Source organism: Paraburkholderia fungorum (assembly GCF_902833645.1).
In the GTDB taxonomy this organism is placed as follows: domain Bacteria; phylum Pseudomonadota; class Gammaproteobacteria; order Burkholderiales; family Burkholderiaceae; genus Paraburkholderia; species Paraburkholderia fungorum.
On record NZ_CADFGE010000013.1, the window covers coordinates 83,528 to 106,575 of the forward strand.

The 23,048-nt window shown below is 59.1% G+C and carries 19 protein-coding genes; 17 read left to right on the forward strand and 2 right to left on the reverse strand.

The genetic code is table 11. The features are described from left to right. The first annotated feature begins 312 nt into the window (after nt 1–312). Together HWX91_RS31575 and HWX91_RS31580 are read left to right on the forward strand one after the other, a co-directional pair. A complete protein-coding gene (locus tag HWX91_RS31575) occupies nt 313–1,167 on the forward strand; it encodes a cytochrome b/b6 domain-containing protein (RefSeq protein ID WP_028197024.1) in 855 nt (284 codons plus the stop codon). After that, a complete protein-coding gene (locus HWX91_RS31580) occupies nt 1,154–1,924 on the forward strand; it encodes a molybdopterin-binding protein (RefSeq protein ID WP_028197025.1) in 771 nt (256 codons plus the stop codon). The genes HWX91_RS31575 and HWX91_RS31580 overlap by 14 nt, the downstream gene beginning before the upstream one ends. A 12-nt stretch (nt 1,925–1,936) precedes the next feature. Here HWX91_RS31580 and HWX91_RS31585 read toward each other — a convergent pair whose 3' ends face one another. Then, entirely contained in the window at nt 1,937–2,284 is a 348-nt protein-coding gene (locus HWX91_RS31585; protein WP_127837868.1) for a hypothetical protein, read from the reverse strand. A gap of 816 nt (nt 2,285–3,100) precedes the next feature. Here HWX91_RS31585 and cueR point away from each other — a divergent pair. The 11 genes from cueR to HWX91_RS31640 all read left to right on the forward strand — a co-directional run bounded on the left by cueR (nt 3,101) and on the right by HWX91_RS31640 (nt 16,967). Continuing rightward, entirely contained in the window at nt 3,101–3,496 is a 396-nt protein-coding gene (gene cueR, locus HWX91_RS31590) for a Cu(I)-responsive transcriptional regulator (protein ID WP_028197027.1), read from the forward strand. Nucleotides 3,497–3,595: 99 nt separating this feature from the next. Further along, on the forward strand, nt 3,596–3,793 hold the full coding sequence (locus tag HWX91_RS31595; RefSeq protein ID WP_028197028.1) for a heavy-metal-associated domain-containing protein: 198 nt from the start codon (nt 3,596–3,598) through the stop codon (nt 3,791–3,793). Between the two features lie 48 nt (nt 3,794–3,841). Next, a complete protein-coding gene (locus HWX91_RS31600; RefSeq protein ID WP_042275136.1) occupies nt 3,842–6,259 on the forward strand; it encodes a heavy metal translocating P-type ATPase in 2,418 nt (805 codons plus the stop codon). 1,051 nt (nt 6,260–7,310) lie between these two features. Next, the gene (locus HWX91_RS31605; RefSeq protein ID WP_028197030.1) at nt 7,311–8,843 is read left to right on the forward strand and encodes a multicopper oxidase family protein; all 1,533 of its coding nucleotides are present in this window, start codon (nt 7,311–7,313) and stop codon (nt 8,841–8,843) included. Between the two features lie 188 nt (nt 8,844–9,031). Beyond that, the gene (locus tag HWX91_RS31610; protein ID WP_244207646.1) at nt 9,032–9,472 is read left to right on the forward strand and encodes a TlpA family protein disulfide reductase; all 441 of its coding nucleotides are present in this window, start codon (nt 9,032–9,034) and stop codon (nt 9,470–9,472) included. A gap of 59 nt (nt 9,473–9,531) precedes the next feature. Further along, nucleotides 9,532–10,653 (forward strand): protein-disulfide reductase DsbD family protein, encoded by a 1,122-nt coding sequence (locus HWX91_RS31615; RefSeq protein WP_235429549.1) that lies wholly within the window; start codon nt 9,532–9,534, stop codon nt 10,651–10,653. Between the two features lie 19 nt (nt 10,654–10,672). Further along, complete coding sequence (locus tag HWX91_RS31620) at nt 10,673–11,212, forward strand: protein-disulfide reductase DsbD domain-containing protein (protein WP_081833078.1); 540 nt, start codon at nt 10,673–10,675, stop codon at nt 11,210–11,212. A gap of 93 nt (nt 11,213–11,305) precedes the next feature. Next, nucleotides 11,306–12,175 (forward strand): TlpA disulfide reductase family protein, encoded by an 870-nt coding sequence (locus HWX91_RS31625; RefSeq protein ID WP_081833079.1) that lies wholly within the window; start codon nt 11,306–11,308, stop codon nt 12,173–12,175. Nucleotides 12,176–12,367: 192 nt separating this feature from the next. After that, nucleotides 12,368–14,590: a cytochrome c biogenesis protein ResB gene (locus HWX91_RS31630; protein WP_028197034.1), complete on the forward strand. Its 2,223-nt coding sequence runs from the start codon at nt 12,368–12,370 to the stop codon at nt 14,588–14,590. A gap of 4 nt (nt 14,591–14,594) precedes the next feature. Beyond that, the gene (gene ccsB / locus HWX91_RS31635) at nt 14,595–15,806 is read left to right on the forward strand and encodes a c-type cytochrome biogenesis protein CcsB (protein WP_028197035.1); all 1,212 of its coding nucleotides are present in this window, start codon (nt 14,595–14,597) and stop codon (nt 15,804–15,806) included. 306 nt (nt 15,807–16,112) lie between these two features. Continuing rightward, on the forward strand, nt 16,113–16,967 hold the full coding sequence (locus HWX91_RS31640; RefSeq protein ID WP_235429548.1) for a class I SAM-dependent methyltransferase: 855 nt from the start codon (nt 16,113–16,115) through the stop codon (nt 16,965–16,967). Nucleotides 16,968–17,589: 622 nt separating this feature from the next. On the opposite strand, the gene HWX91_RS31645 is transcribed toward HWX91_RS31640, so the two are convergent. Continuing rightward, on the reverse strand, nt 17,590–18,849 hold the full coding sequence (locus HWX91_RS31645) for a hypothetical protein (protein ID WP_028197037.1): 1,260 nt from the start codon (nt 18,847–18,849) through the stop codon (nt 17,590–17,592). A 296-nt stretch (nt 18,850–19,145) separates the two neighbouring features. Between HWX91_RS31645 and HWX91_RS40530 the strand changes: the two genes are divergently transcribed. The 4 genes from HWX91_RS40530 (at nt 19,146) to HWX91_RS31665 (ending at nt 23,045) form a co-directional block, all read left to right on the forward strand. Then, complete coding sequence (locus tag HWX91_RS40530) at nt 19,146–19,640, forward strand: hypothetical protein (RefSeq protein ID WP_200898805.1); 495 nt, start codon at nt 19,146–19,148, stop codon at nt 19,638–19,640. Between the two features lie 182 nt (nt 19,641–19,822). Then, complete coding sequence (locus tag HWX91_RS31655; protein WP_028197038.1) at nt 19,823–21,031, forward strand: permease; 1,209 nt, start codon at nt 19,823–19,825, stop codon at nt 21,029–21,031. Nucleotides 21,032–21,054: 23 nt separating this feature from the next. Continuing rightward, on the forward strand, nt 21,055–21,453 hold the full coding sequence (gene copM / locus HWX91_RS31660; protein ID WP_028197039.1) for a CopM family metallochaperone: 399 nt from the start codon (nt 21,055–21,057) through the stop codon (nt 21,451–21,453). A 284-nt stretch (nt 21,454–21,737) separates the two neighbouring features. Continuing rightward, nucleotides 21,738–23,045: an Nramp family divalent metal transporter gene (locus HWX91_RS31665; protein WP_042275146.1), complete on the forward strand. Its 1,308-nt coding sequence runs from the start codon at nt 21,738–21,740 to the stop codon at nt 23,043–23,045. The last annotated feature ends 3 nt before the right edge of the window (nt 23,046–23,048 follow it).

Below are 23,048 nucleotides of genomic sequence, written 5' to 3' on the forward strand. Positions count from 1 at the left end.
TTTATCGCCAGAAGGCCCGGCAATCAGCCGCAGTGCTGCAACAGTTCTCGCAGCAACACCACGCAGTTCGCCTTGACTCCGGGATACCGTCTGACGCCTATCATTGATACATCGTGCAACACGACACCGTTGGCCCGCTCGTCGCTTGCGCCAGGGAGGTTAGGGCGTGCAGCACCGAGCGCTGGCACGCGCGGAAAGATGTCGTGTCAGCCGCCGGGCGTTGGTCGCGCCGCAGCGAGCTTATGCGGCGTTTGGGCGCCGCTCGTAGTCGAGGTGGCGCAGTATCGAGTTTGATTCAATGAGCACTACACCATGCCGTCTTCCGATGCAGCGATCTCCCGCAGCGATTCGCTTTATTACCGCCACACATTGCCAGTGCGGATCATGCACTGGATCAACGTCATCGCGTTTTTCGTCCTGCTGATGAGCGGACTGCAGATCTTCAACGCGCACCCCGCGCTCTACTGGGGCAAGTCGTCCTATACCGGCCGGCCGCCGATCCTCCAATTGGTGGCAAAGGAAACCGACGACGGAAAAGTGGTCGGCGTAACCAGGGTATTTGGCCGCGAATTCGTCACGACCGGCGTGCTCGGCGCGTCGAGAGGCCCGGACGGCGATCTGGTCGGACGGGGTTTTCCTTCCTGGGCAACCATTCCCGGGCCCCCGTGGCTGGCGCTGGGACGGCGATGGCATCTGTTCTTTGCCTGGATCTTCGTCATCAATGGTCTGGCGTACGTCATCCACGCGATCCTCAGCCGGCACCTCGTGCGCGACCTGTTGCCGACCAAGGCGGACTGGCACTCAATCGGCAAGTCGCTCAAGGACCACCTGCTGTTGCGCCATCCCAAAGGCGAAGCCGCGAAACATTACAACATTCTCCAGAAGCTTACCTACCTGATCGTCATCTTCGGCCTGCTGCCGCTCGCTATTTTGATGGGGTGGGCAATGTCGCCGTGGCTCGATTCGATCATCCCCGGGTGGGTCGATTGGTTCGGCGGACGGCAGTCCGCTCGCACGATCCATTTCGTCGTCGCTTTGGCGCTGGTCGCTTTCGTCGTCATTCATGTCTTTCAAGTCATCATCACCGGGCTCTGGAACAATCTGCGTGCAATAATTACTGGGCGCTATCGGATCCCGCCGACGGAGGACCGTCATGACACCGAGTGAGCCGAACCGCCGCCGCGTTCTTGCCCGCCTCCTGGCCGCCGGCGGCGCCCTGTTTCTCGCAAGCTGCGATCGGTTGTCGGGCACCGCGTGGTTTCCGAACCTTCTGGACAGCGGGGAAAAACTTAGCCAGGTCACGCAACATCTGGTGACATCACGCCAATCGATGGCGCAGGAATTCGCCGAGCCGGACCTCTCGCCAACGTTTCGCAGCAATGGCACCGCCAATCCGGACGACCCGCGATACCAGTTCCTTGCCGCTGGCGAATTCGCGGCGTACGGGCTCAAGGTTTCCGGCCTGGTCGAGCATCCTGCAACGTTTTCGCTGGCCGAACTGCACGAGCTGCCAGCCCGGACCCAGATTACTCGCCACGATTGCGTCGAAGGATGGAGCGCCATCGGCAAATGGAAGGGCGCACGATTGAGTGCGTTGCTGTCGCGTGTCCGCCCGAAGCCCGCAGCACGCTATGTGGTCTTTTACTGCGCCGATCCGATGGACGACGAGGGGACGAAATATTACGAGAGCATCGACATGGAAGATGCCTACCATCCACAGACCATCCTCGCCTACGAGCTCAACGGCCAGCCGTTGCCGATCGCCAATGGCGCGCCGTTGCGCGTCCGGGTGGAACGACAGCTCGGCTATAAGATGGCCAAGTACATCATGCGCATCGAGCTCGTCAGCAGCTTTGCAAATATAGGCGAGGGCAAAGGCGGTTATTGGGAAGACCAGGGGTATGAGTGGTATGCCGGCATCTGAACAAACGCTGGCTTATCCGTGGCATTGCGGTTCAGCTAACGCGCGATCTCTTCCGATTGCATCTTTGACAACCAGGAATTCTTCGATGAGCGTCGCCGAAACATCTTCTACAGGTAAGCCGCGCTTGACCCGCGTTGCATAGGGTGACCGGGCGATGAACGTGTCCTCCGGCTCACAACACATGGGTAATCGCTGACTGAAATCACTGATATGACGCATCCAGACGAACATCCGGCTGATGACAATGCCGCCAGCGTCACGGTTCGGACTGCCGCTGGCCAGTTGAGGATCATTCCGGTTTGGCAGGCCTTGGGAGCGCACGCTGCGCAAGCGAAACGGACCCGGATTCATTGCAACCAAAAGCACAACTTCGACGAAATGACGGTCACGTTCACGTCCATTTCGCCCGCGGATCTGACCGAAATAACTAGGCGGTTGAATACCCAGAAGTGGGTTGTGTCAGCTTCACTTCACACCGCACTGTCGTCATCTCCCGAAGCACAGAAAGACTGATCCGGGAGCATGAGCGCTAGCATCAAATGTCGCGCGGATTTATGGGTAGCGCTCCCGAAGGCTCAGAATTTGTCATCAGCTACCTTTCGAGGAGCGTGGCTGGTCCGCGCGGGACGACGCGGCGTCGAACGATGCGGCACCGGGTCTGACCGGGCCATCGCGCCCCGTTCGTTGAGCCGGAGCTGAGCGCCGCCGGCGTGCTCCCCCGAACCCGTTGGATGACATCGGGCGACGGGCAGTCATGAGGCCCCTCTTGCGGAGACACAGACGCCATCGGATGACCCAGCACTGACGATATGTCCGATAACCGTTCCATTGCGCCTCAACCACAAAGTCGCGGCGCTTGCACGTCGAACTCCCTTTCGCTGCGCTCTCAGCGTCGCCATTCTTCATCGCGTGGCAGCCTAAGTGACCAGAAGATGACGGACCTGTAATCTCCAGGTCATCTGTAGGACCGGTGTGACTCTCAGCACGCCCTCTGCATGAACACAAGTGAGGGAACTACGCGTAAAAACCATTTCCCCACGGTGCCTTCCGGATTTTCCCCTGCGGCAATCGCAGCGAGCGCGCTACGCACCTTGGCCCCGCCACTAAACTGCCTTGACCTTCCTACCGGAGGAAGGTTGAAAATGGGTCTGTATTGAACCGACCTGGAGTCCCATCATGAACATTGGCGAAGTGGCGAAAGCGTCGGGAGTGTCCGCGAAAATGGTGAGGCACTACGAAGAGTCGGGACTTATCCGCCCGGCGACCCGCTCCGGGTCGAACTACCGGACCTACTCCCAGAACGACGTGGAAGTCCTCCGCTTCGTCAAACGAGCGCGCACGCTCGGCTTCGCGATGAAGCAAATTGCCACGTTGCTTGCGCTATGGGAGGACCGCAGCCGTCCGAGCAGCGAGGTCAGGCAGCTAGCGAGGCAACACATTGCCGAACTGAACGCCCGCATCGCGGAGCTGACCGAGATGCGCGACACATTGGAGCACCTGGCTCAACATTGCCGTGGCGACTCCCGGCCCGAATGCCCAATTCTCGAGGGTTTGGCCGCGTCCCGGCATTAGCAGTAAGCGCCGCGAGGGCACATCGAAAAAGGCCTTGACATTCCCACCATGGGAATGTTGATACTGGATTCATCGAAGATAATCTGATGGAGAAGAAGCATGGAATTTCAAGTCAATGATATGAGCTGCGGCGGCTGCGCACGAAGCATCACCAACGCAGTGAAGCAAGTCGACCCCGCTGCTTCGGTGGACGTCGATATCGCGCAGAAAACGGTCAAGGTGAGCTCATCCATATCGCCCGAGAAAGTGCTCAACGCCATCTCAGAGGCCGGTTACAACCCGGTCCTGAAAGACTGATGTACGCCCGGGTCGCTCCAGACCCGGGCTTTTTTCGAGGTGTTGGTAATGGAAGCGACCCTGCAAAAACCCGGCAACACACCGGCATCGAAGGAATGGTCAATTCCCATCGAGGGGATGACGTGCGCCTCGTGTGTCGCTCGCGTTGAGAAGGCTCTGGCTAGAGTGCCTGGCGTCACGAATTCAGCGGTCAATCTTGCGACCGAGCGTGCGAGTGTTACGGCCGATGCCGGCGTGGCGCAAGATGCCATCGTCGACGCGGTAAATCGGGCCGGCTATGAAGTGCCCATGAATTCCACCACCCTCGACATCAAGGGGATGACGTGCGCGTCTTGCGTCTCTCGCGTAGAGAAGGCGCTCTTGCGGCTGCCTGGTGTGTCCGCAGCCGTCGTAAACCTGGCTACTGAAACCGCGACGGTGACCAGCATGGGAGTGAGCAATGACGCATTAGTCGCTGCGGTGATCAAGGCCGGATACGAAGCGGCTCAGCATGTTGACAGCCGTGCCGAGCACGCATCGTCCCGTTTTGACGCCGACATGCTCGCTGTCCTAGCATCCGCTGTCCTGACTATCCCCCTTGTCGTACCAATGTTCGCGGATCTGTTCGACGCTCACGCGATGCTTCCGGCGTCGGCCCAGTTGGCGCTGGCGACTGTCGTGCAGTTCGTTTTTGGCGCCAGATTCTACAAGGCTGCCTATAAAGCCGTGCTGGCCAAAGCTGGGAACATGGATTTGCTCGTCGCTCTGGGGACCACTGCAGCTTACGGTCTCAGTGTGTACGAGCTTATCGCTCATCCCGGACAAATGAATCACCTTTATTTCGAGGCGTCAGCCGTCGTCATTACGCTTGTCCGATTCGGGAAGTGGCTGGAAGTGCGCGCGAAGCGCAAAACCACCGATGCAATCAGAGCGCTCAACGCATTGCGGCCTGAAACGGCGCGCGTCCGCGTGGCCGGCGAAGAGAAAGATATCGCGTTGTCGGGTGTCCGTGCCGGCGACCAGGTTGTGATGCGTCCTGGCGAGCGAATCCCGGTGGACGGAACAATCCTGGAAGGCCAGAGCGATGTAGACGAGTCGCTCATAACGGGAGAAAGTTTGCCTGTTGCGAAGGGTGCTGGAGACCCGGTCGTGACAGGCTCCATCGTAGGAAACGGGTATCTGCTGCTTCAGACCACGGCGGTCGGCGCGGACACGATGCTGTCTCGCATTATCCGTCTTGTCGAGTCGGCTCAAGCCGAGAAGGCTCCGATACAACGGCTGGTGGACCGTGTCAGTGCCGTGTTCGTACCCGTCATTCTAGGCATTGCACTCGTTACATTGGTAGGGTGGCTGCTGGCAAACGGAAACGTCGAAGCAGCCATTCTGAATGCGGTTGCGGTGCTGGTCATCGCCTGCCCGTGCGCGTTAGGGTTAGCAACGCCCACGGCGATTATGGCGGGCACCGGCGTAGCGGCACAGCATGGCATTCTCATCAAAGACGCTGAAGCGTTGGAACTGGCCCACCGCCTCACCGTTATCGCGCTCGACAAGACCGGTACATTGACCGAGGGAAAGCCGAGCCTCGTGCAGTTCGAGGTGGACCAGGTCCCGCACCTCGAAGCTTTGCAACTGGCGGCATCGGTGCAACAGGCGAGCGAGCATCCGCTAGCCCGGGCGGTGGTAAATGCTGCGAAAGAGAAAGGGCTCACGCTGAGTCGCGCAAGTGATGCCACCGCTCTGACCGGCCGAGGTATCGAAGCGACGGTAGATGGGCGCAGGCTCGTTATCGCAAGCGAACGATGGTTCATGGAAAGCGCTATCGGTGTCTCTTCCGAACTCGAGCTTGTCGGAAAGCGGGCACAGGAAGCCGGCTTCTCGGTCTCGTGGCTCGTCGAGACTCAGCCGGCCACCAGGGTTCTGGCCATGATGGCGTTCGGCGACGCAATCAAGAACACATCGCCAGTCGCCATCCGCGCGCTCTCGGCGTTAGGCGTTCGGACAGTGCTCCTTACTGGGGATAACGAGGGCAGCGCGCAGCTCGTGGCAAAGGAGCTGGGGATAAAAGATGTTCGTGCGTCGTTGCTGCCTGAAGATAAGGCAACGGCGGTGGCGGGGTTGAAGAGCGACGGCGCTACTGTCGGCATGGTCGGGGACGGCATCAACGATGCACCGGCACTCGCTGCGGCTGATGTCGGTATCGCAATGTCCACTGGAACCGATGTAGCAATGCATGCATCGGGCGTGACACTTATGCGCGGAGACCCGGCACTTATCGCAGACGCTATCGACATCTCGCGCAGGACGTATAGCAAGATTCGCCAGAACCTGTTCTGGGCGTTCGTCTACAACCTGATTGGCGTGCCGTTGGCGGCGTTCGGCCTGCTGAATCCAATTGTGGCGGGAGCAGCAATGGCATTCAGTAGCGTCAGCGTTGTGAGCAATGCGCTGCTTCTTCGGACCTGGAAACCTCGCTCCCGAGGGGTATGAAGGAATAAGCGCGATGTGTCTAGATAAGCGTGTTCCCCGTACCGGATTGGAACGGTAGATGTGGATGCCTAGGACATCCACGTCTACCATTTGAACATCGGTATCGGAGCTGGATGCCCACTACGAGACCCTTGTCCGCCACGGGTTCGCCATCACGCCAGGAAAAGTCCGCTTCATGACCGAAGATGCTGAACAACACAACGCTCGCAACCGGTTCCGGATGACTCTTTCACATGGGTCCGTCGAATTATGCTTACACAATTGCACCAGGACTCGTTCCCACTTCATAGCGCCGTTCGCCGGCCCATCCTCCGAGACGGAACACTCTCTGGTCGAAAATCGCCTTTACAGCCTGCACCACGTGCTCAGACGCCGGACTGCTTTCGGTGAGTTCCGATTCGAACTTTAGCTAGGCGATTTATTCTTTGCGCCTACTGGAACAAATTTTTGCACGCGTCCTTCGTTCACGGGCCGCGGAGGTCTGTATCGGGTAATATTAGAATCTCCGAGCCCGTCGCTGTCCCGGATCGCCAGGGTAAACGCCTGTTTAGGTAGTCATGTCACGCCAATTTTTCCGTGCGATCGTTTACTTGCTATTGCTACTGCTGCCTTTGCGCGGCTGGGCGGCAGGCGATCTGGCGGACTGTCACCCCGGAATGTCAATGGAGAGCGGCGCCACCAGAGGCGCCGTCGCTTCCCAGCCGATACGAGCTGAAATCATATCGGGCACCACCGACGGACACGGACTAATTCCGGGCACCGCCAAATCGGGAAAGGCGAACGTAAACCTTTGCTCGGTTTGCCTCAGTTGCACGTTTTGCACTCCGATTGCTGTGCAGGCGTCGCTTGACGTTCCTGGTCCGATTGGCTCTCTCACCCGGTTTTTAGCTACCGATCGGATCTATTCCTCCACTGCTCCCGACGTACCCCATCCTCCACCTCAACGCCTTCGCGTCTAATTGCCGCGGGCAATTTTTGTCGTTTAACGGCGTTGAGAGTCCGGTGCCCCAATGGTGCGCCGGCAGGATGTCAATGGTTTCGGAGTAGGACGATGCATCGTCGAAATTTCTTTGCCGGCCTGGCCGGGCTGTCTGCGCTCGGCTGGACCGCCGCCCCGTTGCGCGCCAAGGGCACCATGAGCGGTGCAATGGACAACATGACGGGAATGGCGGACATGCCCGCCATGAACGGGATGGACGCACCAACGCTGCGACTCGCGTCCGCTCGTGCGATACCGATGGGTGGGCCGCTGCAGCCGCCTCGAGTTCTTCAAAATGAAACCAGTGAAGCGGGCAAATTCAGAGCGACGCTAGTCGCGGCGCCAACGCGCATGCAGCTTGTGCCCGGCCAAACCACCGAGGTCTGGAGTTACAACGATAGCTTTCCTGGACCGCTGCTTGAGCTCACTGCGGGCGACGACGTCGAGATCACCCTGCACAACCGGTTGTCACAAGCCACCACGATTCACTGGCACGGGCTGCCGGTACCGCCGGACCAGGACGGCAATCCATCAGATGCGGTACCCCCGGGCGGCAGCCGCGTTTACCGGTTCACGCTGCCGACGGATATTAGTGGGCTGTACTGGTATCACCCACACCCCCATAAGCAGTCGGCGGAACAGGTGTATCGCGGTCTCGCGGGGCCGATCCTGGTGCGAGCCAAGGACGATCCTTTGGCGGCGCTGCCTGAGAGGGTTCTGGCTATCACGGATTTGCGCCTTACCGCAGATGGTGCAATTCCCGCAAACGACATGATGGACTGGATGAACGGGCGCGAAGGCCAGTTCGTTCTGGTCAATGGTCAGCACCGACCAATGTTGGTGTTCGACGCTAACGGACAGGAACGTTGGCGGATACTGAATGCCACCAATGCCCGCTATCTTCGCCTCCAACTACCCGGCCATTCGTTGGCGCTGGTGGGCACGGACGGGGGCCCGCTCGAGCGTGCGCAGATGGGCCTGCGCGAGATTCTCGTCGCCCCCGCGCAACGCGTCGATGTGGTCGTGCACGCCACCGGCCAACGCATGTCGCCTTCGCCGCTGCTTGCTGCTCCATACAACCGCGGCAAGATGGGCGGTGCTGCTGAAGACGCACCGGTTCAACTCCTCGACGTTATTTTTAGCACCGTTCGTGCAGCCAGCCGGCCAACGTTGCCGCCGATCCTGCGCACATGGCCGCAATGGCCGGCCGCTGCCGTTCAGAAGCGCGTCGTCATGAGCGAGTCGGCATCGACAACGAAGGGACAACAGGAGATGCAATTTCTTATGAACGGGAAATTGTTTGCCATGGACCGCGTTGATCTCACCAGCGAGATGGGCGTCACGGAAGAGTGGACGATCGTCAACGACTCTGACATGGACCATCCCTTTCATATTCACGGCACACAGTTTCTCGTGGTCGAACGGGAAATCAGCGGCCGAATCCGCAAGGAATCGTTTCGCGCACTCTATGACACGGTCAACCTGAAATCCCAGGAAACGGTGCGAATCAAGATTGTGCAAACCATGAAGGGCATTCGCATGTTTCATTGCCACCTTCTCGAACACGAGGACCTGGGCATGATGGGACGACTCAATGTCATCTGAATGCCGGGCGTCATTGTGTCCGAATCCGACGCTTTCGAGTGCGGACATCGCGCAACTGGTGTCCGACGTGTCGGCTACAAAATCCTTAGTTGAGCATTTTTATCATGACTGGCATTAGCAACTTCAAGTTTTCGGTCAGCAAAGCGTTGGGGGCTCTGCTGGTTGTCATCCTCGCCATCACGGCATACATGGCTGTTGGCCGAACGAAAGCCGTTCCGGCTGCGACGTTTGTGCTGACGTCGGGCCAAAAGCTAACGACGGCGGACCTGCGTGGAAAGGTCTACCTGGTGGATTTCTGGGCGACAAGTTGCGCCACCTGCATTAAGGAAATGCCTCAGATGATTCAGACGTATAACAGGTTCAAGGGCGCGAACTTCGATTTCATCGCAATAGCGATGAATTACGATCCGCCCGCTTATGTGACCAACTACGCCAATACGAGGCATTTGCCGTTCCGGATCGTCACGGACACAGATGGAAGTCTTGCGCGCAGATTCTTTAATGTTGAAATGACGCCGACCACCTATCTGGTCGACAGGAATGGAAAGATCCTGAAACGCTTTCTCGGTGAGCCTGATTTCGCCGCGCTCGACCGCATGATCAGTGACGCTCTCACCCAATCGACGTAACAGACCGCGCCATGTTCACTTCCCTCTGGATTCAGGCGCCGCTTGCCGTGGCCGCAGGTATGCTCCTCAACCTGACACCGTGCGTGCTACCGGCCATACCGATCAAGGTCCGCGCGATCCTGCGCGAAGCCGGGGGAGGCTTCGGCGCGCGCATGCTGTCAGCCGGCCTGTTTGCCGCCGGATCGGTGCTCTTTTTTTCGGTCCTTGGACTCTCTACGGCACTCTTGCATCTGCAGTGGGGCGTTCTGTTTCAATCGCGCATTCTGCTGATCGTGCTCAGCGTGCTGCTGCTGGCGCTGGCCACGATGAATTTTTCCGGCAGGGGGCTGCCGGTCCCCGCTGCGGCCGCGTCGATGCGGGGCGCCCGCTTTCTCGAGCCATTTGTTTCGGGACTGGTCGGCGCGTTGCTCTCGACGCCTTGCACCGGTCCCCTGTTGGGCGGCGTTCTGGTGTTCGCGCTCACACAGCCGATAGCCAATATCGTGACCATTTTCGTCTCGATTGGCGTCGGCCTTGCGCTGCCCTACGCAGGCTTGATCCTTCATCCCGGATTGCTCCAGCGGCTGCCGCGCGCCGGCGCGTGGTCCGACGTGGTTCGACGTAGTTTCGGCTGGGTTCTGCTGGGCGCGGCGCTTTTCTTCGCGCAAAGCGTGTTGCCGGCCGCGATGGGTCCGTTCCTTTGGTTTGCGTTTCTCGCCGGGTTGCTGGTCTGGACTGCGCACGCGTTCTGGCGAGCTCAGGATCGCGCCGCACGCCGCGCGGTGGCGATCTTCGGGGTCATTGCAGGCGGATTGGTCTACGCGGGGGTCAGTTCCGGATCATCTGCGGCGCATGCCGTCGCGTGGCAACGTCTGGAGGCGTCCGATGCCACGAAGCTATCAGCTCTTGGCCGGCCAGCCCTGGTCGAGTTCACCGCTCAATGGTGTATCAACTGCAAGATCCTGGAAAGCACGGTTTATCGCAACAGTGACGTCATACAGGCCATCCGCTCCCATGGCGCCGTTGCGTTCCAGGTCGATCTCACGCGCCCCAATCCAGCGCTTGAGCGCCTGCTTGCCTCCTACGGCGGCGCAGGCTTGCCGTTTCTCGCGATCCTCGACAGCCGGGGTCGGGTGGTCCAGCAGTTTTCCGGCCTGTTTACGGGCGGAAGTCTTATCGATGCGCTAACGGATGTCAAATAGCAGGTGAACCATCGTGAACATGAAGTCCAGGACAATCAAAATATCTTTCGCTCTGGCGCTACTTGCAGCGGCAACCATTCTCGCGTGGAGCCGGTATCCACAATTTCGCAATGCAGTAACTCCCGGGGATGCGGTAACACAGAATTCACCTTCCCTGACCTTATCCGGTGCATCAGGTGGTGGAATTGGCGACTCCTCTCAACAGGTCACGGCGTCGTTCGAAAACGTCGGCGCCGCGGCTGCGGTGACGCTGCATATTCGCCCGAACTGGCACGTCAACGCCAATCCTGCATCGCTCGATTATCTGATCCCGACGACAATCTCCGTCGAACAGGGCGGCGACATACATCCGGTTGCCGCGCAATACCCAGCGGGCATGAACAGCGGGATTCGCGTCGATGACAAGGAACTCAACGTTTACGAGGACGGGACACGCATCCCGGTGTCAGACCTGCCCAACGGGCCAAATGTCCACCTGATAGTTCGCGTGCAAGCCTGCAGCTCTGACGGCGTGTGCTTGCCGCCCGCGAACATCCCGGCACCGATGAGTATGCGTTAGTTCGGCACCAGTTGCTTTGTACCTCAAGGATTCCTGATCAAACGAAGCCAGATTTGCGCACCCGCATCCCCTGGCGCCTGACTAGAGAAGTCCATGTTAACGATGTTCGGCATCAATATTTCTTTTGACCGGCTGATTTTTTTCGCGGCGTTTTTTTCTGCAACGTGCCTGCTCCGGATTGTCAGCCGAAAGTCAAAACATCCGTCGGTGTACAGGTACAGCGCGCTGCTCGACGAAGCCGCGGTTTGCGGGTTGCTCGTCGCGCGGCTGGGCTATGTCGTTGGACATATGGACGCGTATCGTACGCATCCGTATGAAGTCCTGTTTTTCTGGCTACCGGGGTTTGCGCCTCTATATGGCCTCGTTGGAGGGCTGGCGTGGGCGCTGCTTCGGATTTGGCGAGGCAGGAAAACACATATGCCCAGTCTGCGGGTGTTAGCCGCAGCGGCGCTACCTCTCGTTATCGCGTCGCTATATTTGAGCGTCCAGACCTCGGAGAATCCCACCGGGAAAGATTCCCAGATTGCCGATGCGCTGAACAGTCTGCCGATGACCGGTACAGACGGGCAGCCGCTCTTTCTGAAGGACCTGAAGGGGCATAGCCTCGTTGTCAATTTGTGGGCGAGCTGGTGCGTACCATGCAGGATCGAACTGCCGATCCTGCAGGATGCTTCGCAACGGCTCCAAAAATCCGGCCTGATCGTCGTCGGTCTCGATCTCTACGAGGTACGGTCGCAAGCCCTGGCGTTCGCCAAAGCACGCGGCGTAACGTACGTTATCGCCTCCCCCATCCTTTCATCGGAAACGACACGCACGCAGATCGATCGCCTGATCAATTTCATTGGCTCCAACGTGATCCCGGTTTCGATTTTCATCGATCCCTCCGGCAAGGTCCGAGCCGTATTGCTTGGAATACTTTCACCCGGAACCATTGACGACTGGTTGCGCAGGTACGCCATATAAGCCCTCGGAAGGAATGCCTCGACCTGACGCTCTGCACGAGGTTAAGTCTCCGAAGAAGGTCGTTCGCCGAAATCAGATTGCCAGATTATCCCGGAAGAAAATGGACGCTCAGTTTCAAGGAAGAGATGCGATGACGAAGAAAGCAAATCTGCCACGCAAGTACCCTCCCCATCGTGCAACGCTGGAGCCCGTATGAGTGCGACTGTTTCAGCGCGTAAGGCAAAAGTCACCAGGCGGGCATGGCGCAATACGCTGGATTTGCTAGGTTCGATGCGATTTGCCATCAGTCTGCTGGTGATTCTCTCCATCGCCAGCATCATCGGCACGGTGCTCACGCAGGACGATCCGTACAACAACTACGTCAATCAGTTCGGCCCATTCTGGGCGGATATCTTCCGTTCGCTCGGCCTGTACACCGTGTACAGCTCGTGGTGGTTCATGCTGATCCTCGGTTTTCTGATGGTGTCGGTGTCGCTGTGCGTGATCCGCAATGCGCCGAAGATGATCGCCGATGCGAAGAGCTGGAAAGACAGGGTTCGCGAAGGCAGTCTGCGCGCGTTCCATCACAAGGGCGAGTTCGCGGTGCACGGCACGCGCACGCAGACCTCGTTGGTCCTCGCGACACTCTCGGCCAAGCTCGGCTACAGGTTTGTCACACGTGAATCGGACGGCGCGACGCTGATTGCCGCGAAGCGCGGCGCGCTGACGAAGTTCGGCTACATCTCCGCGCACATTGCAATCGTCGTGATCTGTCTGGGTGGCCTGCTCGACAGCAACCTGCCGATCAGGCTGCAGATGTGGCTGTTCGACAAGTCGCCGATCCGCAGCAACACGGTGATCAACGACATTGCGCCAGAACACCGCCTGTCGCAATCGAATCCGAGTTTTCGTGGCTATGCGTGGGTGCCGGAAGGGCAGCATGTATCGACAGCGATCCTGAACCAGCCCGACGGTTCGCTGATCCAGGACCTGCCATTCTCTATCCAGTTGAACAAGTTCATCGTCGACTACTACTCGACGGGCATGCCGAAGCTGTTCGCGAGTGACATTGTCGTCATCGACCACAAGACTGGCGCGCGAATCCTGGCGCGCATCGAGGTGAACAAGCCATTCGAATATGACGGCGTGTCGATCTACCAGTCGAGCTTCCAGGACGGTGGCTCGCAGATGAAGATGACCGCGTGGCCGATGACGGGCGCAAGCGGGAAGACCACACCGTTCGGCGGTGTGATCGGCAACTCCGCGCCACTTAACGCGCCGATCGCCGGCGCCGATGGCCAGACGATTGAATTCGCCGACTTCCGCGCAATCAATGTCGAGAACGTGTCGAACGGCAGCGGCGCCAACGACGCACGCGGCGTGGCCGCGCATCGCTCGCTGGAAGAAGCGTTCGACGAGCGCCTCGGTTCCGGTGCGAAGACCTCGCAGCCGATGAACATGCATAACGTCGGCCCCTCGGTGCAATACAAGGTACGCGACAAGGAAGGTCAGGCGCGTGAGTACAACAACTACATGCTGCCGGTCGACGTGGGCGGCGACCGGATGTTCCTCGCGGGCATGCGCACCAGTCCGAATGATCCGTTCCGCTATCTGCGCATTCCGGCCGACGCTGGCGGCACCGTCAAGGAATGGATGAACCTGCGCGCCACGCTGGAAAGTCCGGCCATGCGCGCCGCGGCCGCTCACCGGTTCGCGCTGCGCTCGGTGCCGGGTTCGAATGTCGCACTGCAGCAGCATCTGGAAGAAAGCGCGCTACGTGTCCTGAACCTGTTTGCCGGCGCGGACAACAGCATCAGGATGCCGAACGGCCAGACCGTCGGCGGCTTCCAGGCGGTTGCCGCGTTCATCGACCATTCGGTGCCCAAGGGCGAGCAGGAAAAGGCCGCGGGCCTGCTGCTGCGCATGCTGGAAGGCTCGACGTGGGACCTGTGGCAGCTGTCGCGCGAGCAGCTTGGCGAGCCCGATGCGCAGGCCAACGCGGACGCGAGCCGCTTCATCCAGAGCTCAATCAATGCGATATCCGACAGCTTTCTGTACGGATCGCCGGTCTATCTGCAGCTCGACTCGTTCAACGAAGTGCAGGCTTCGGTATTCCAGCTGGCGCGTGCCCCGGGCAAAAAAATTGTGTATCTTGGCAGCCTGCTCCTCGTGTTAGGTATCTTCTCGATGTTCTACGTCCGCGAACGACGCCTCTGGTTCTGGCTCAAGGACACCGATCACGGCACGAATGTCGTGATGGCGATGTCGAGCGCACGCAAAACGCTCGACTTTGAAAAAGAGTTCACGCAAACGCGCGACGCCGTCGGCGCCGCGCTGGGCGCCAAACTCACTGAAGCATCCGACGCCGCCGGCGCCTCCGACAAACCCGGCCATGCCGGCGCGCCGTCCGCACGCTCACAAGATTCGACCCGGTAAGATCATGGACTTGACTCAGGTTTCTTCATCCTCCTCTTCACCCTCGCGGCCGCAGAAGTCGTTCGCGAACGAGGCACTCAACGTTGCTGAGTATGACGAGCGGCCGTTCCTGAAGCGCCTCGGCATCACTGACTGGCTGTTTGCAGTAGCGATGGTCGCGGGGGCCGGGTTCGCGCTGTCGCGCTATCACCCGTTCATGAATTACTACGACAAACTGGTGCTGTGCTGCGCAGTGCCGGTGTTCGTCGTGCTGGGCTGGCGCTGGAAGCCGGTGCGCCCGCTGATGGTGGGCATCGCCGCGCTGTCGCTGCTTGCGATCCAGATCTATCACGGCGATCTGACGCGCGCGGATAACGCGTTCTTCCTCAAATATTTCCTGTCGAGCCAGTCCGCAATTCTGTGGATGAGCGCGCTCTTCGTGTTCGCCACCGTCTTCTACTGGATCGGCCTGCTGTCGCGTTCACCGACCGGCGCCGCGATCGGTTCAAAAATGACGTGGGCTGCGGTGGTGATGGGCTTCGTCGGTCTGATGGTGCGCTGGTACGAGTCGTACCTGATCGGCGCGGACGTCGGCCATATTCCAATCTCGAACCTGTACGAAGTGTTCGTGCTGTTCAGCCTGATCACGGCGCTGTTCTATCTGTACTACGAGCAGCACTACAACACGCGTGCGCTCGGCGCATTCGTGCTGCTGGTGATCAGCGCGGCGGTCGGCTTCCTGATGTGGTACTCGGTCGCGCGCGACGCCCAGCAGATCCAGCCGCTCGTGCCGGCGCTGCAGAGCTGGTGGATGAAGATCCACGTGCCGGCCAACTTCATCGGCTATGGCAGCTTCGCGCTGTCGGCAATGGTCGGCGTCGCGTATCTGGCGAAAGAGCGCGGCGTGCTGGCAGACCGTCTGCCGCCGCTCGATGTGCTCGACGACCTGATGTACAAGTCGATCGCCGTCGGCTTCGCGTTCTTCACGATCGCGACGATTCTCGGCGCGCTGTGGGCTGCGGAAGCATGGGGCGGTTACTGGAGCTGGGATCCGAAGGAAACGTGGGCGCTGATTGTGTGGCTGAACTACGCGGCCTGGCTGCATATGCGCCTGATGAAGGGCCAGCGCGGCGCGGTCGCCGCCTGGTGGGCGCTGACTGGCCTGCTGGTGACGACGTTCGCGTTTCTTGGCGTCAACATGTTCTTGTCTGGATTGCATAGTTACGGAAAGCTTTGAGTGAAATTGTGGCGACTGGACGCTTGACCAAGGTCTCGAATATCAGACGCAGCGAAGCACGGCTCAATGCTATGAATGGGATGGTCCGGGCACAACAGGAGAAGAAGATGGGCGGTGCCCCACTCTCCTTCAGCTCCGAAGCAGACATCCGGCACTGTGTCATCGCTTTTCGCCAGGTAAGCGGGACAGGCGCAGTTGCTACGCAATCGAAAAGGATTCCGGGCTCGCAACCATGTTGGCGAGGACGGATACGCAGCGATTTGCAGGAAACGACATTATCTGGCGACCAGATAGGGAGAACGAAACTTGAACGTAAAATCGGGAATAACACTGGCACTCGCGATGTTGATCGCATCGGCGCCTATGGCGATCGCCGTCGCCGAAACACCCAAAGGCGTCGATCAGGCATTGAAGGCAGCAATCGACAGTTCACAGCGAACGCCTGCTTTCAGGCAGCGGGACAAATATCGACATCCGATCGAAACACTCGAATTTTTTGGCATCCAGCCCGCGATGACGGTGATCGAGGTCCTGCCGGGCAGAGGATGGTACACAGAGATTCTCGCCCCCTTTCTGAAACAACGCGGACAGCTGATTGAGGCGACCCCGCCCGCAACAAGCGTCAATCCATTTTTCCGCAAAATGGCGGGCATGTACGGCGAAAAACTTTCGGGCAATCCGGCTATTTATGGGAAGGTTGCGACGACGGCCTTCGAGCCTCCGGAATACATGCCGCTCGGCGGCCCGGAATCTGCCGACATGGTGGTGACGTTCCTCAATCTCCATGACTTCGTCTACTCAAACGCGCATAACGAGACAACCGACGCGATCGTCCAACGCTTCTTCCTGTCTGCGTATCAGGTACTGAAGCCGGGCGGAGTGCTCGGCATCGTCGAGCATCGGGCCAGGGCAGGCGAAACCGTCTCCGATGCGATCGCAAAGGGACGCGTTCCGCAAGACTATGCGATCCGCGAGGCGCGGCAGGCAGGCTTCGAGCTAGCCGGCACGTCCGAAGCCAATGCCAACCCGAAAGACGACGGGAGCTATCCTGTCTGGTATTTGCCGCCAACGCTGAAGCTGGCCGACAAGGACCGGGCAAAGTATCTCGCAATCGGTGAGAGTGACGACATGACCCTGCGTTTCATAAAGCCGGGAAATTGATGTCGTTACGGACGATGGCGACATCCGAGTTGGCCGATGCAAACGTGCTTGCGTGTACGCTGTCATGTGTCGGGGACAATGACTCGCCCCCGGACATGCAGGTTTTAGCGCGATATCGTCCAGTCTATCGCGGCTGTTTTTGCCACCCGGGGTTGGTGCCGTTGAAACGCGGCCGGTTGCTCCCGATCGTCGCCTGGCGCGGCGGGTAGTCGCCATTTACCGACGGCACAATGTCGTCACATTGAACCGGGACCCACTTCTGGGGAGCCTGCTCCGGCGTCGTCATCGCCGGTCAGGCCTGACTGCCGGCCGCTCGCAATCGCGCAATCAGGCATCGGGTATTGAGCGTCGCTCACGTTGACCGGGTGAGCCAGGCCGCAGTGACGACGGCAAAGAATTCTGACTTTCATCTGTTCTAGATGCTTTCGCTGGAATCAATGGGGGTGAATTCCGACCGGCTCTCATTCTGGATCACCGCATCCGAATGCAGCGTGGCGAGGACCTGACCTTTTCGCCATCTCGGACCACCCTCCTCGGCTCGACCCTGATCAGCTTGCGCCGTATGTGAACAGGCGGGCGTGACCTGAATGCGTTCAGGCAACGCCCGATTAGCAAACGCACATCAAAGCATCCGCGCAATGGCCTCAATCGGTTTCATACCCGCGCCGAAGCGGGCGATGTTTTCGCGGTGCTCCCTGAGTGCACCGTACGGCAGATATTTGATGCCCAGTTCCGTAACGCGTGAAAACGCTGGTCGCGCAAGCTGACTTCGCACATCTGCTTCTCGCGCGTCGGGCGCTACCAGATACAGGTGACGCTGCGCCGCCGTGACCGAGCCGAGCGCGAGGTCGAGCAGACGCACGATGCCCGAGTAGATGGATGTCGTGTGCTCGACCTCGAATGCGGCGACAACCGTCTGATCGGGGTGCAGCCAGATAACGTCGATGAGCGGTACGGTGTCCGCCCCGTTGATGCAAAGTGATGCGGGCAGTTCCGATATGCAGCCGTCAACAAGCTTTCCGCCTGCGTAGGGACGCGAGCGGTCATTGGTGGCAATCCAGACCATGTACCCGAGCGAGTGACCCAGGTCACGTAACCAGCCCTGAACCTCGGTATGGGTCGCATCCTGTTGCTGATTCGCTTCGAGTTGCCTGGCAAGCGTGGCTGATTGCGCGCGGACAGCCTCCAGATCCTTCAGCCACGCGTGGCCCGACGCAGTATCGTCGATGGATGGAGGCAGCGGATACCGATCCATGCCGACATCGAACAGGAAGCCTGCAATGGCACCGAGATCGTTGGACAGAAGTGACCGGTGCTCGTGGTTCAGCTCCAGGATGCCTTGTCGCATCGACAGATAGTGGTCCCAGCGCCCCAGTTTCACGTTCGCTCGCGTCACCGCGTTGAAGCCTCGCACAATCGCGGTGTTGAAAGGACTGACATGTGTGGGATGAATGAAATACAGCAGATTGGCAACTGCCGGTCCCAGACCCTTGATCGCATGCGAATCCAGTATCCGGATTGCATCGAGGACTTCATCTGCCTCGTTACAGCAATCGCACGCGTCCAGCGCTTTCCCGAACGCACGCTGGTTCACGGGATTCTCGTAAATGTCGGGAATACGCAGCTTGGGTTTCCAAAGGAACGCGTGATCCGCGCCCCTGAAGATCTGGCGCTGTTCCGCGACGGACGCGACGACAGTTTCGAGCGAGGAGCCGCGGTACGCATTGCCGAAGGCGCCAGAATTGATTTCCTTGACTACCTGCCGTATCCCCTGGCGGATGGAACGGAAATTCTTGAGCCGTTCGGGCCAGAGAAACCATGTCTGGAACGTCCCCGCGGGGTCGGACTTCCAGTGCTCAATCAGCGTGTGGAGACTGTTCATAGGGTAACGATTTGTAGTTTGGCGACGAGTCTATCACTGTACAAACGCTGTCCACGCGTAGGCGCCTTTACCAATGCGCGAGGTCGAGGGTGGCGGGCATGCCAGTCCGACGCGGCTGCGGGAATTCAGGACGAACATTCGAGGATCTGGCGAAGGCGTTCAGCGTGGCGGCCAACGTTGATCCGATGCGACGAAGAAGCTTCAGTCCATCCAGCTTCTTCCGGGAGTATTCGCAATTTTGGCGGGGGCGGTGTCGGCCAATCCCAGTGCAGGATTGGGGAGCCTACGGATTCCCGATGGCGCCCGTCCTGATTCGAATGACCGAAGTATCCGTCGTCACGCCTGGCAAAAGTGACGTCGACACGGCTTCGCAGGGAACGCAGGTCCGGGTCTTGCTACCATACGATTCATCTGAACGTGCACCGACCAAGGCAAATGGCGCAGGCTGTAGCGAAAATGGCGCTCGTCTTGACCTTCCCGCCGTGGGAAGGCCCATGCTGGTGGTTCTGACTTGCGACTGGAGGCAAACATGGAATTCGAAATTAAACACATGTCCTGCAACGGTGTGCGTCAATTCGACTACGAATGCGCTCACGCATCTCGACCCGGCAGCGACGCTGGAATCAGACATCACCACCAGAATCGTGAGAGTCGATTCCGCCTTGCCTGAGCAAAGCCCGGTTGCTCCGATTCAAGCGGCGGGATTTCACCTGACGGTCCGTACTCGCATTCTCCAAGGGGAAGCCGGAAGGCCGCTCTCATTTCGCACGCTGTTGCTCGCCTGCGATTAAGCGTTTTGCTCATGTCGAAAACATCCACGCTCCTGGTTCGCCCAACGCGTGTGTGAACGGATTGACGAAGTCAGCCTGAAGCTGGTCAACACCATGAAGGCATGAAAATTCTCACGATGTCTCATGATGTACTTCGATAGCCCGAGGCCGCTCGTAAAGAACCTCTCGTGCAGGAGTTTGCGATGCAGATTGTTACTGCCTTAGGTCATGCCCTCTGGATGGCATTCACCATGTTGTGGCAGATTTTCTGGGGATTGAGTCTGGGCTTCCTGGTCTCGGCCGTCATCGAGGTCGTGGTCTCGAAGTCCGAGATGTCGAAGCTTCTGCCTGACGCGTCACCGCGGTCGCTGACTTTCGCGAGTCTGCTCGGCGCCGCGTCTTCCTCCTGTTCGTATGCAGCGGTCGCAATGGCGCGGTCGATCGTGCGAAAAGGTGGCGACTTCACTTCTGCAATGGCGTTCCAGTTCGCCGCTACGAATCTCGTACTTGAGCTCGGCGTATTGATGTGGGTTCTGATTTCCTGGCAATTCGCTGCCGCAGAGTTCATCGGTGGTCCGATCATGATTGTCGTGCTGGTAATTCTCTTCCGTTTCATTCTTCGCGACTCGTTGAAGAAAGAAGCCATCGACCAGGCCGACAAGGGTATCGCCGGCAGCATGGAAGGGCATGCAGCCATGTCAATGGGCGAGCAGCATGGGACGTGGAAGCAACGCCTCTCCTCCAAACACGGGTGGATAGCGATCAGCCACAGCTACGTGATGAACTGGTCGATGCTGTGGCGCGACATCGGTATTGGGTTGCTCATCGCAGGCGCGCTCGGCGCGTGGGTGCCGGACAGTTTCTGGCAGAAATTCTTCCTCGTCAGTCATCCCACAGCCGCAATGATTTGGGGTGCATTTGTCGGCCCCCTGATTGCCGTTGCGTCGTTCACCTGTTCCGTCGGAAACGTGCCGCTCGCTGCGGTGCTGTGGAACGGCGGCATAAGTTTCGGCGGTGTCGCCTCTTTCATCTTTGGCGACCTCATCATTCTTCCCATCCTCAACATCTACAGGAAATACTACGGTGGCAGGATGACGGTGTTCCTCGCTGTGACCTTCTATCTTGCGATGGTCTCGGCTGCACTCGTGGTCGAGGCGCTCTTCCAGTCGCTCGGATGGGTCCCGACAGAGCGGCATACTGCAGTCGTCGACGCGGCGATTACCTTCAACTACACCGCCATGCTCGACATCGTCTTTGGTGCCATCTTCATCATCCTGACGGCCGTATTTTTCAGAACCGGTGGCCCCGAGATGATGCGAATGATGGACGGCGGTGAGCACGACCATGCTACGCACGAACACCGCGGCTCGCGTGACCATGCACACCACCAACATCCCGGTCACTCAGAATGATCTTTTACACAAGGAGATTCAAAATGAAAAACCTTCACGCGCTTCGTACCCTTTGCCTTTGTTCTGGCGCCGCACTTGCCGTCGCCGCCGCCCCCGTCAGTGCCCAGCAGGCCGCGTCTATGCCGGGAATGAATATGTCCAGTTCCACAGATGCCGGGTCGGGTCCGTCAACGCAGGCTTTCAAGGACGCGGACCAGAAAATGATGAAGGATATGAGCGCGCCTTCGTACACGGGCGATGCCGACAAGGACTTCGTGGCCCACATGATTCCCCATCACAAGGGCGCGGTCAGCATGGCGAAGGTCGAATTAAAGTATGGCAAAGACCCGGACATGAAGCGGCTGGCCAAAAACATCATCAAGGCACAGAATGAGGAAATTGCGTACATGACGAAGTGGCAGGCAAAGCACGGCGTCAAGTAATGGAGTACGCGGGCTTCGGCGCGGTACGATTCGGCGTAGCCCAGTCCTTCGGTGGAGGATGGCTACGATGGCTACCTGGTTGCACCGCGCCCTCTGCAACTCGTAGCCCGGCTGCTGCGCGCATCGCTCCACACAGGTGTTTGGGGAGGCGCTCATCGTCGTCCGAACCAAGCGCATTGCAAGTCTGGCGATGCTCCGGCTGCGGCATGCTCTTTTGCTGAAAGTGATGCTGCGGCCGAAGTGACGGGGCGGATTTGCGTTGGACATGGCTGGAGTCGCAATGAATGGACGACCGTGCTCGTGACAAAGACGCGCGTGCGACGCTGACGAAGCGAACGACGCTGGCGATACGGGAGCGGCTCGAAGGCAGAGGCGCTCGCGTGTTTCTGCCATTTTTCGGCCCGGCGGTGGTCGTCTCAATTGCCTACATGGACCCCGGGAACTTCGCGACGAACATCCAGGCTGGCGCGAAGTACGGCTACACGCTCCTCTGGGTCGTGCTGTTGGCGAATCTGATAGCCATGCTGTTTCAGGCGCTCTCCGCAAAACTCGGGATAGTGACCGGACGAAATCTCGCGGAGCTCTGCCGCGAACACTTCCCGAAGTTCCTCGTCCTTTTCATGTGGGGCGTGAGCGAGGTGGCCGCGATGGCCACGGATCTGGCCGAGTTTCTGGGCGGAGCAATCGGCCTGTCACTGCTGTTTCACATGCCGTTGTTTGTCAGCATGGTGGTCACCGCTCTCGTGACCTATGCGCTTCTGTTGTTTGAGCGCGCAGGTTTCCGTCCACTCGAACTGGCAATTGGTGGACTAGTCGGTGTGATTGGCTTGTCGTATCTGGCCGAGCTGTTCATCGTACCGGTCGCCTGGCCAGCAGTCTTCGCGCGTATGTTTTCGCCGCAGCTTCCGGATTCAGAAGCTCTCACGATCGCTGTCGGCATTGTTGGCGCCACGGTTATGCCACATGCGTTGTTTCTCCATTCTGGGCTAACCCAAAGTCGCGTGCTCCCAAAGACAGAAGCTGAACGCACCACGCTGCTGGCATATTCGAACCTCGAGGTTGTCGTCGCGTTGGCCACCGCAGGTCTTGTTAATATGGCCATGGTCGTCATGGCTTCTGGCGCCTTCCACGAGGGTCATTCTGACGTCGCCGAAATCGGAACGGCATACCACACCCTGGCGCCTCTGTTGGGCATAGGGGCCGCGGGCATTTTTCTCCTCGCGCTAATCGCTTCCGGAATATCCAGCTCGGTCGTGGGCACCATGGCCGGCCAGATGATTATGCAGGGCTTCACTGGCTTTCGTATCCCGCTTTGGGTGCGAAGAGTCGTGACAATGGTGCCCAGTTTTGCAGTGGTCGGCTTGGGAGTGAACGCTACAAACGCGCTCGTCATCAGTCAGGTGGTGTTGAGTTTGGCGCTGCCGCTTCCGATGACGGCGCTGGTTTGGTTCAGCACTCGGCGGGATATCATGGGCATTCACAGGAACCGCGCATTCACGACCATAGTGGCCATGCTCGCAGCAACTGTGGTTCTGTCGCTTAACGCGATTCTGCTCCTCCAAACCGTCAGAGTGACGTTTCCGTTGTCGTGACAT

Bases quoted from the DNA above. Each gene is read 5' to 3' on its own strand.
- HWX91_RS31575 (WP_028197024.1), top strand. From the start codon at position 313: ATGCCGTCTTCCGATGCAGCGATCTCCCGCAGCGATTCGCTTTATTAC.
- HWX91_RS31580 (WP_028197025.1), top strand. From the start codon at position 1,154: ATGACACCGAGTGAGCCGAACCGCCGCCGCGTTCTTGCCCGCCTCCTG.
- cueR (WP_028197027.1), top strand. From the start codon at position 3,101: ATGAACATTGGCGAAGTGGCGAAAGCGTCGGGAGTGTCCGCGAAAATG.
- HWX91_RS31595 (WP_028197028.1), top strand. From the start codon at position 3,596: ATGGAATTTCAAGTCAATGATATGAGCTGCGGCGGCTGCGCACGAAGC.
- HWX91_RS31600 (WP_042275136.1), top strand. From the start codon at position 3,842: ATGGAAGCGACCCTGCAAAAACCCGGCAACACACCGGCATCGAAGGAA.
- HWX91_RS31605 (WP_028197030.1), top strand. From the start codon at position 7,311: ATGCATCGTCGAAATTTCTTTGCCGGCCTGGCCGGGCTGTCTGCGCTC.
- HWX91_RS31610 (WP_244207646.1), top strand. From the start codon at position 9,032: ATGGCTGTTGGCCGAACGAAAGCCGTTCCGGCTGCGACGTTTGTGCTG.
- HWX91_RS31615 (WP_235429549.1), top strand. From the start codon at position 9,532: ATGCTCCTCAACCTGACACCGTGCGTGCTACCGGCCATACCGATCAAG.
- HWX91_RS31620 (WP_081833078.1), top strand. From the start codon at position 10,673: ATGAAGTCCAGGACAATCAAAATATCTTTCGCTCTGGCGCTACTTGCA.
- HWX91_RS31625 (WP_081833079.1), top strand. From the start codon at position 11,306: ATGTTAACGATGTTCGGCATCAATATTTCTTTTGACCGGCTGATTTTT.
- HWX91_RS31630 (WP_028197034.1), top strand. From the start codon at position 12,368: ATGAGTGCGACTGTTTCAGCGCGTAAGGCAAAAGTCACCAGGCGGGCA.
- ccsB (WP_028197035.1), top strand. From the start codon at position 14,595: ATGGACTTGACTCAGGTTTCTTCATCCTCCTCTTCACCCTCGCGGCCG.
- HWX91_RS31645 (WP_028197037.1), bottom strand. From the start codon at position 18,849: ATGAACAGTCTCCACACGCTGATTGAGCACTGGAAGTCCGACCCCGCG.
- HWX91_RS40530 (WP_200898805.1), top strand. From the start codon at position 19,146: ATGGCGCCCGTCCTGATTCGAATGACCGAAGTATCCGTCGTCACGCCT.
- HWX91_RS31655 (WP_028197038.1), top strand. From the start codon at position 19,823: ATGCAGATTGTTACTGCCTTAGGTCATGCCCTCTGGATGGCATTCACC.
- copM (WP_028197039.1), top strand. From the start codon at position 21,055: ATGAAAAACCTTCACGCGCTTCGTACCCTTTGCCTTTGTTCTGGCGCC.
- HWX91_RS31665 (WP_042275146.1), top strand. From the start codon at position 21,738: ATGGACGACCGTGCTCGTGACAAAGACGCGCGTGCGACGCTGACGAAG.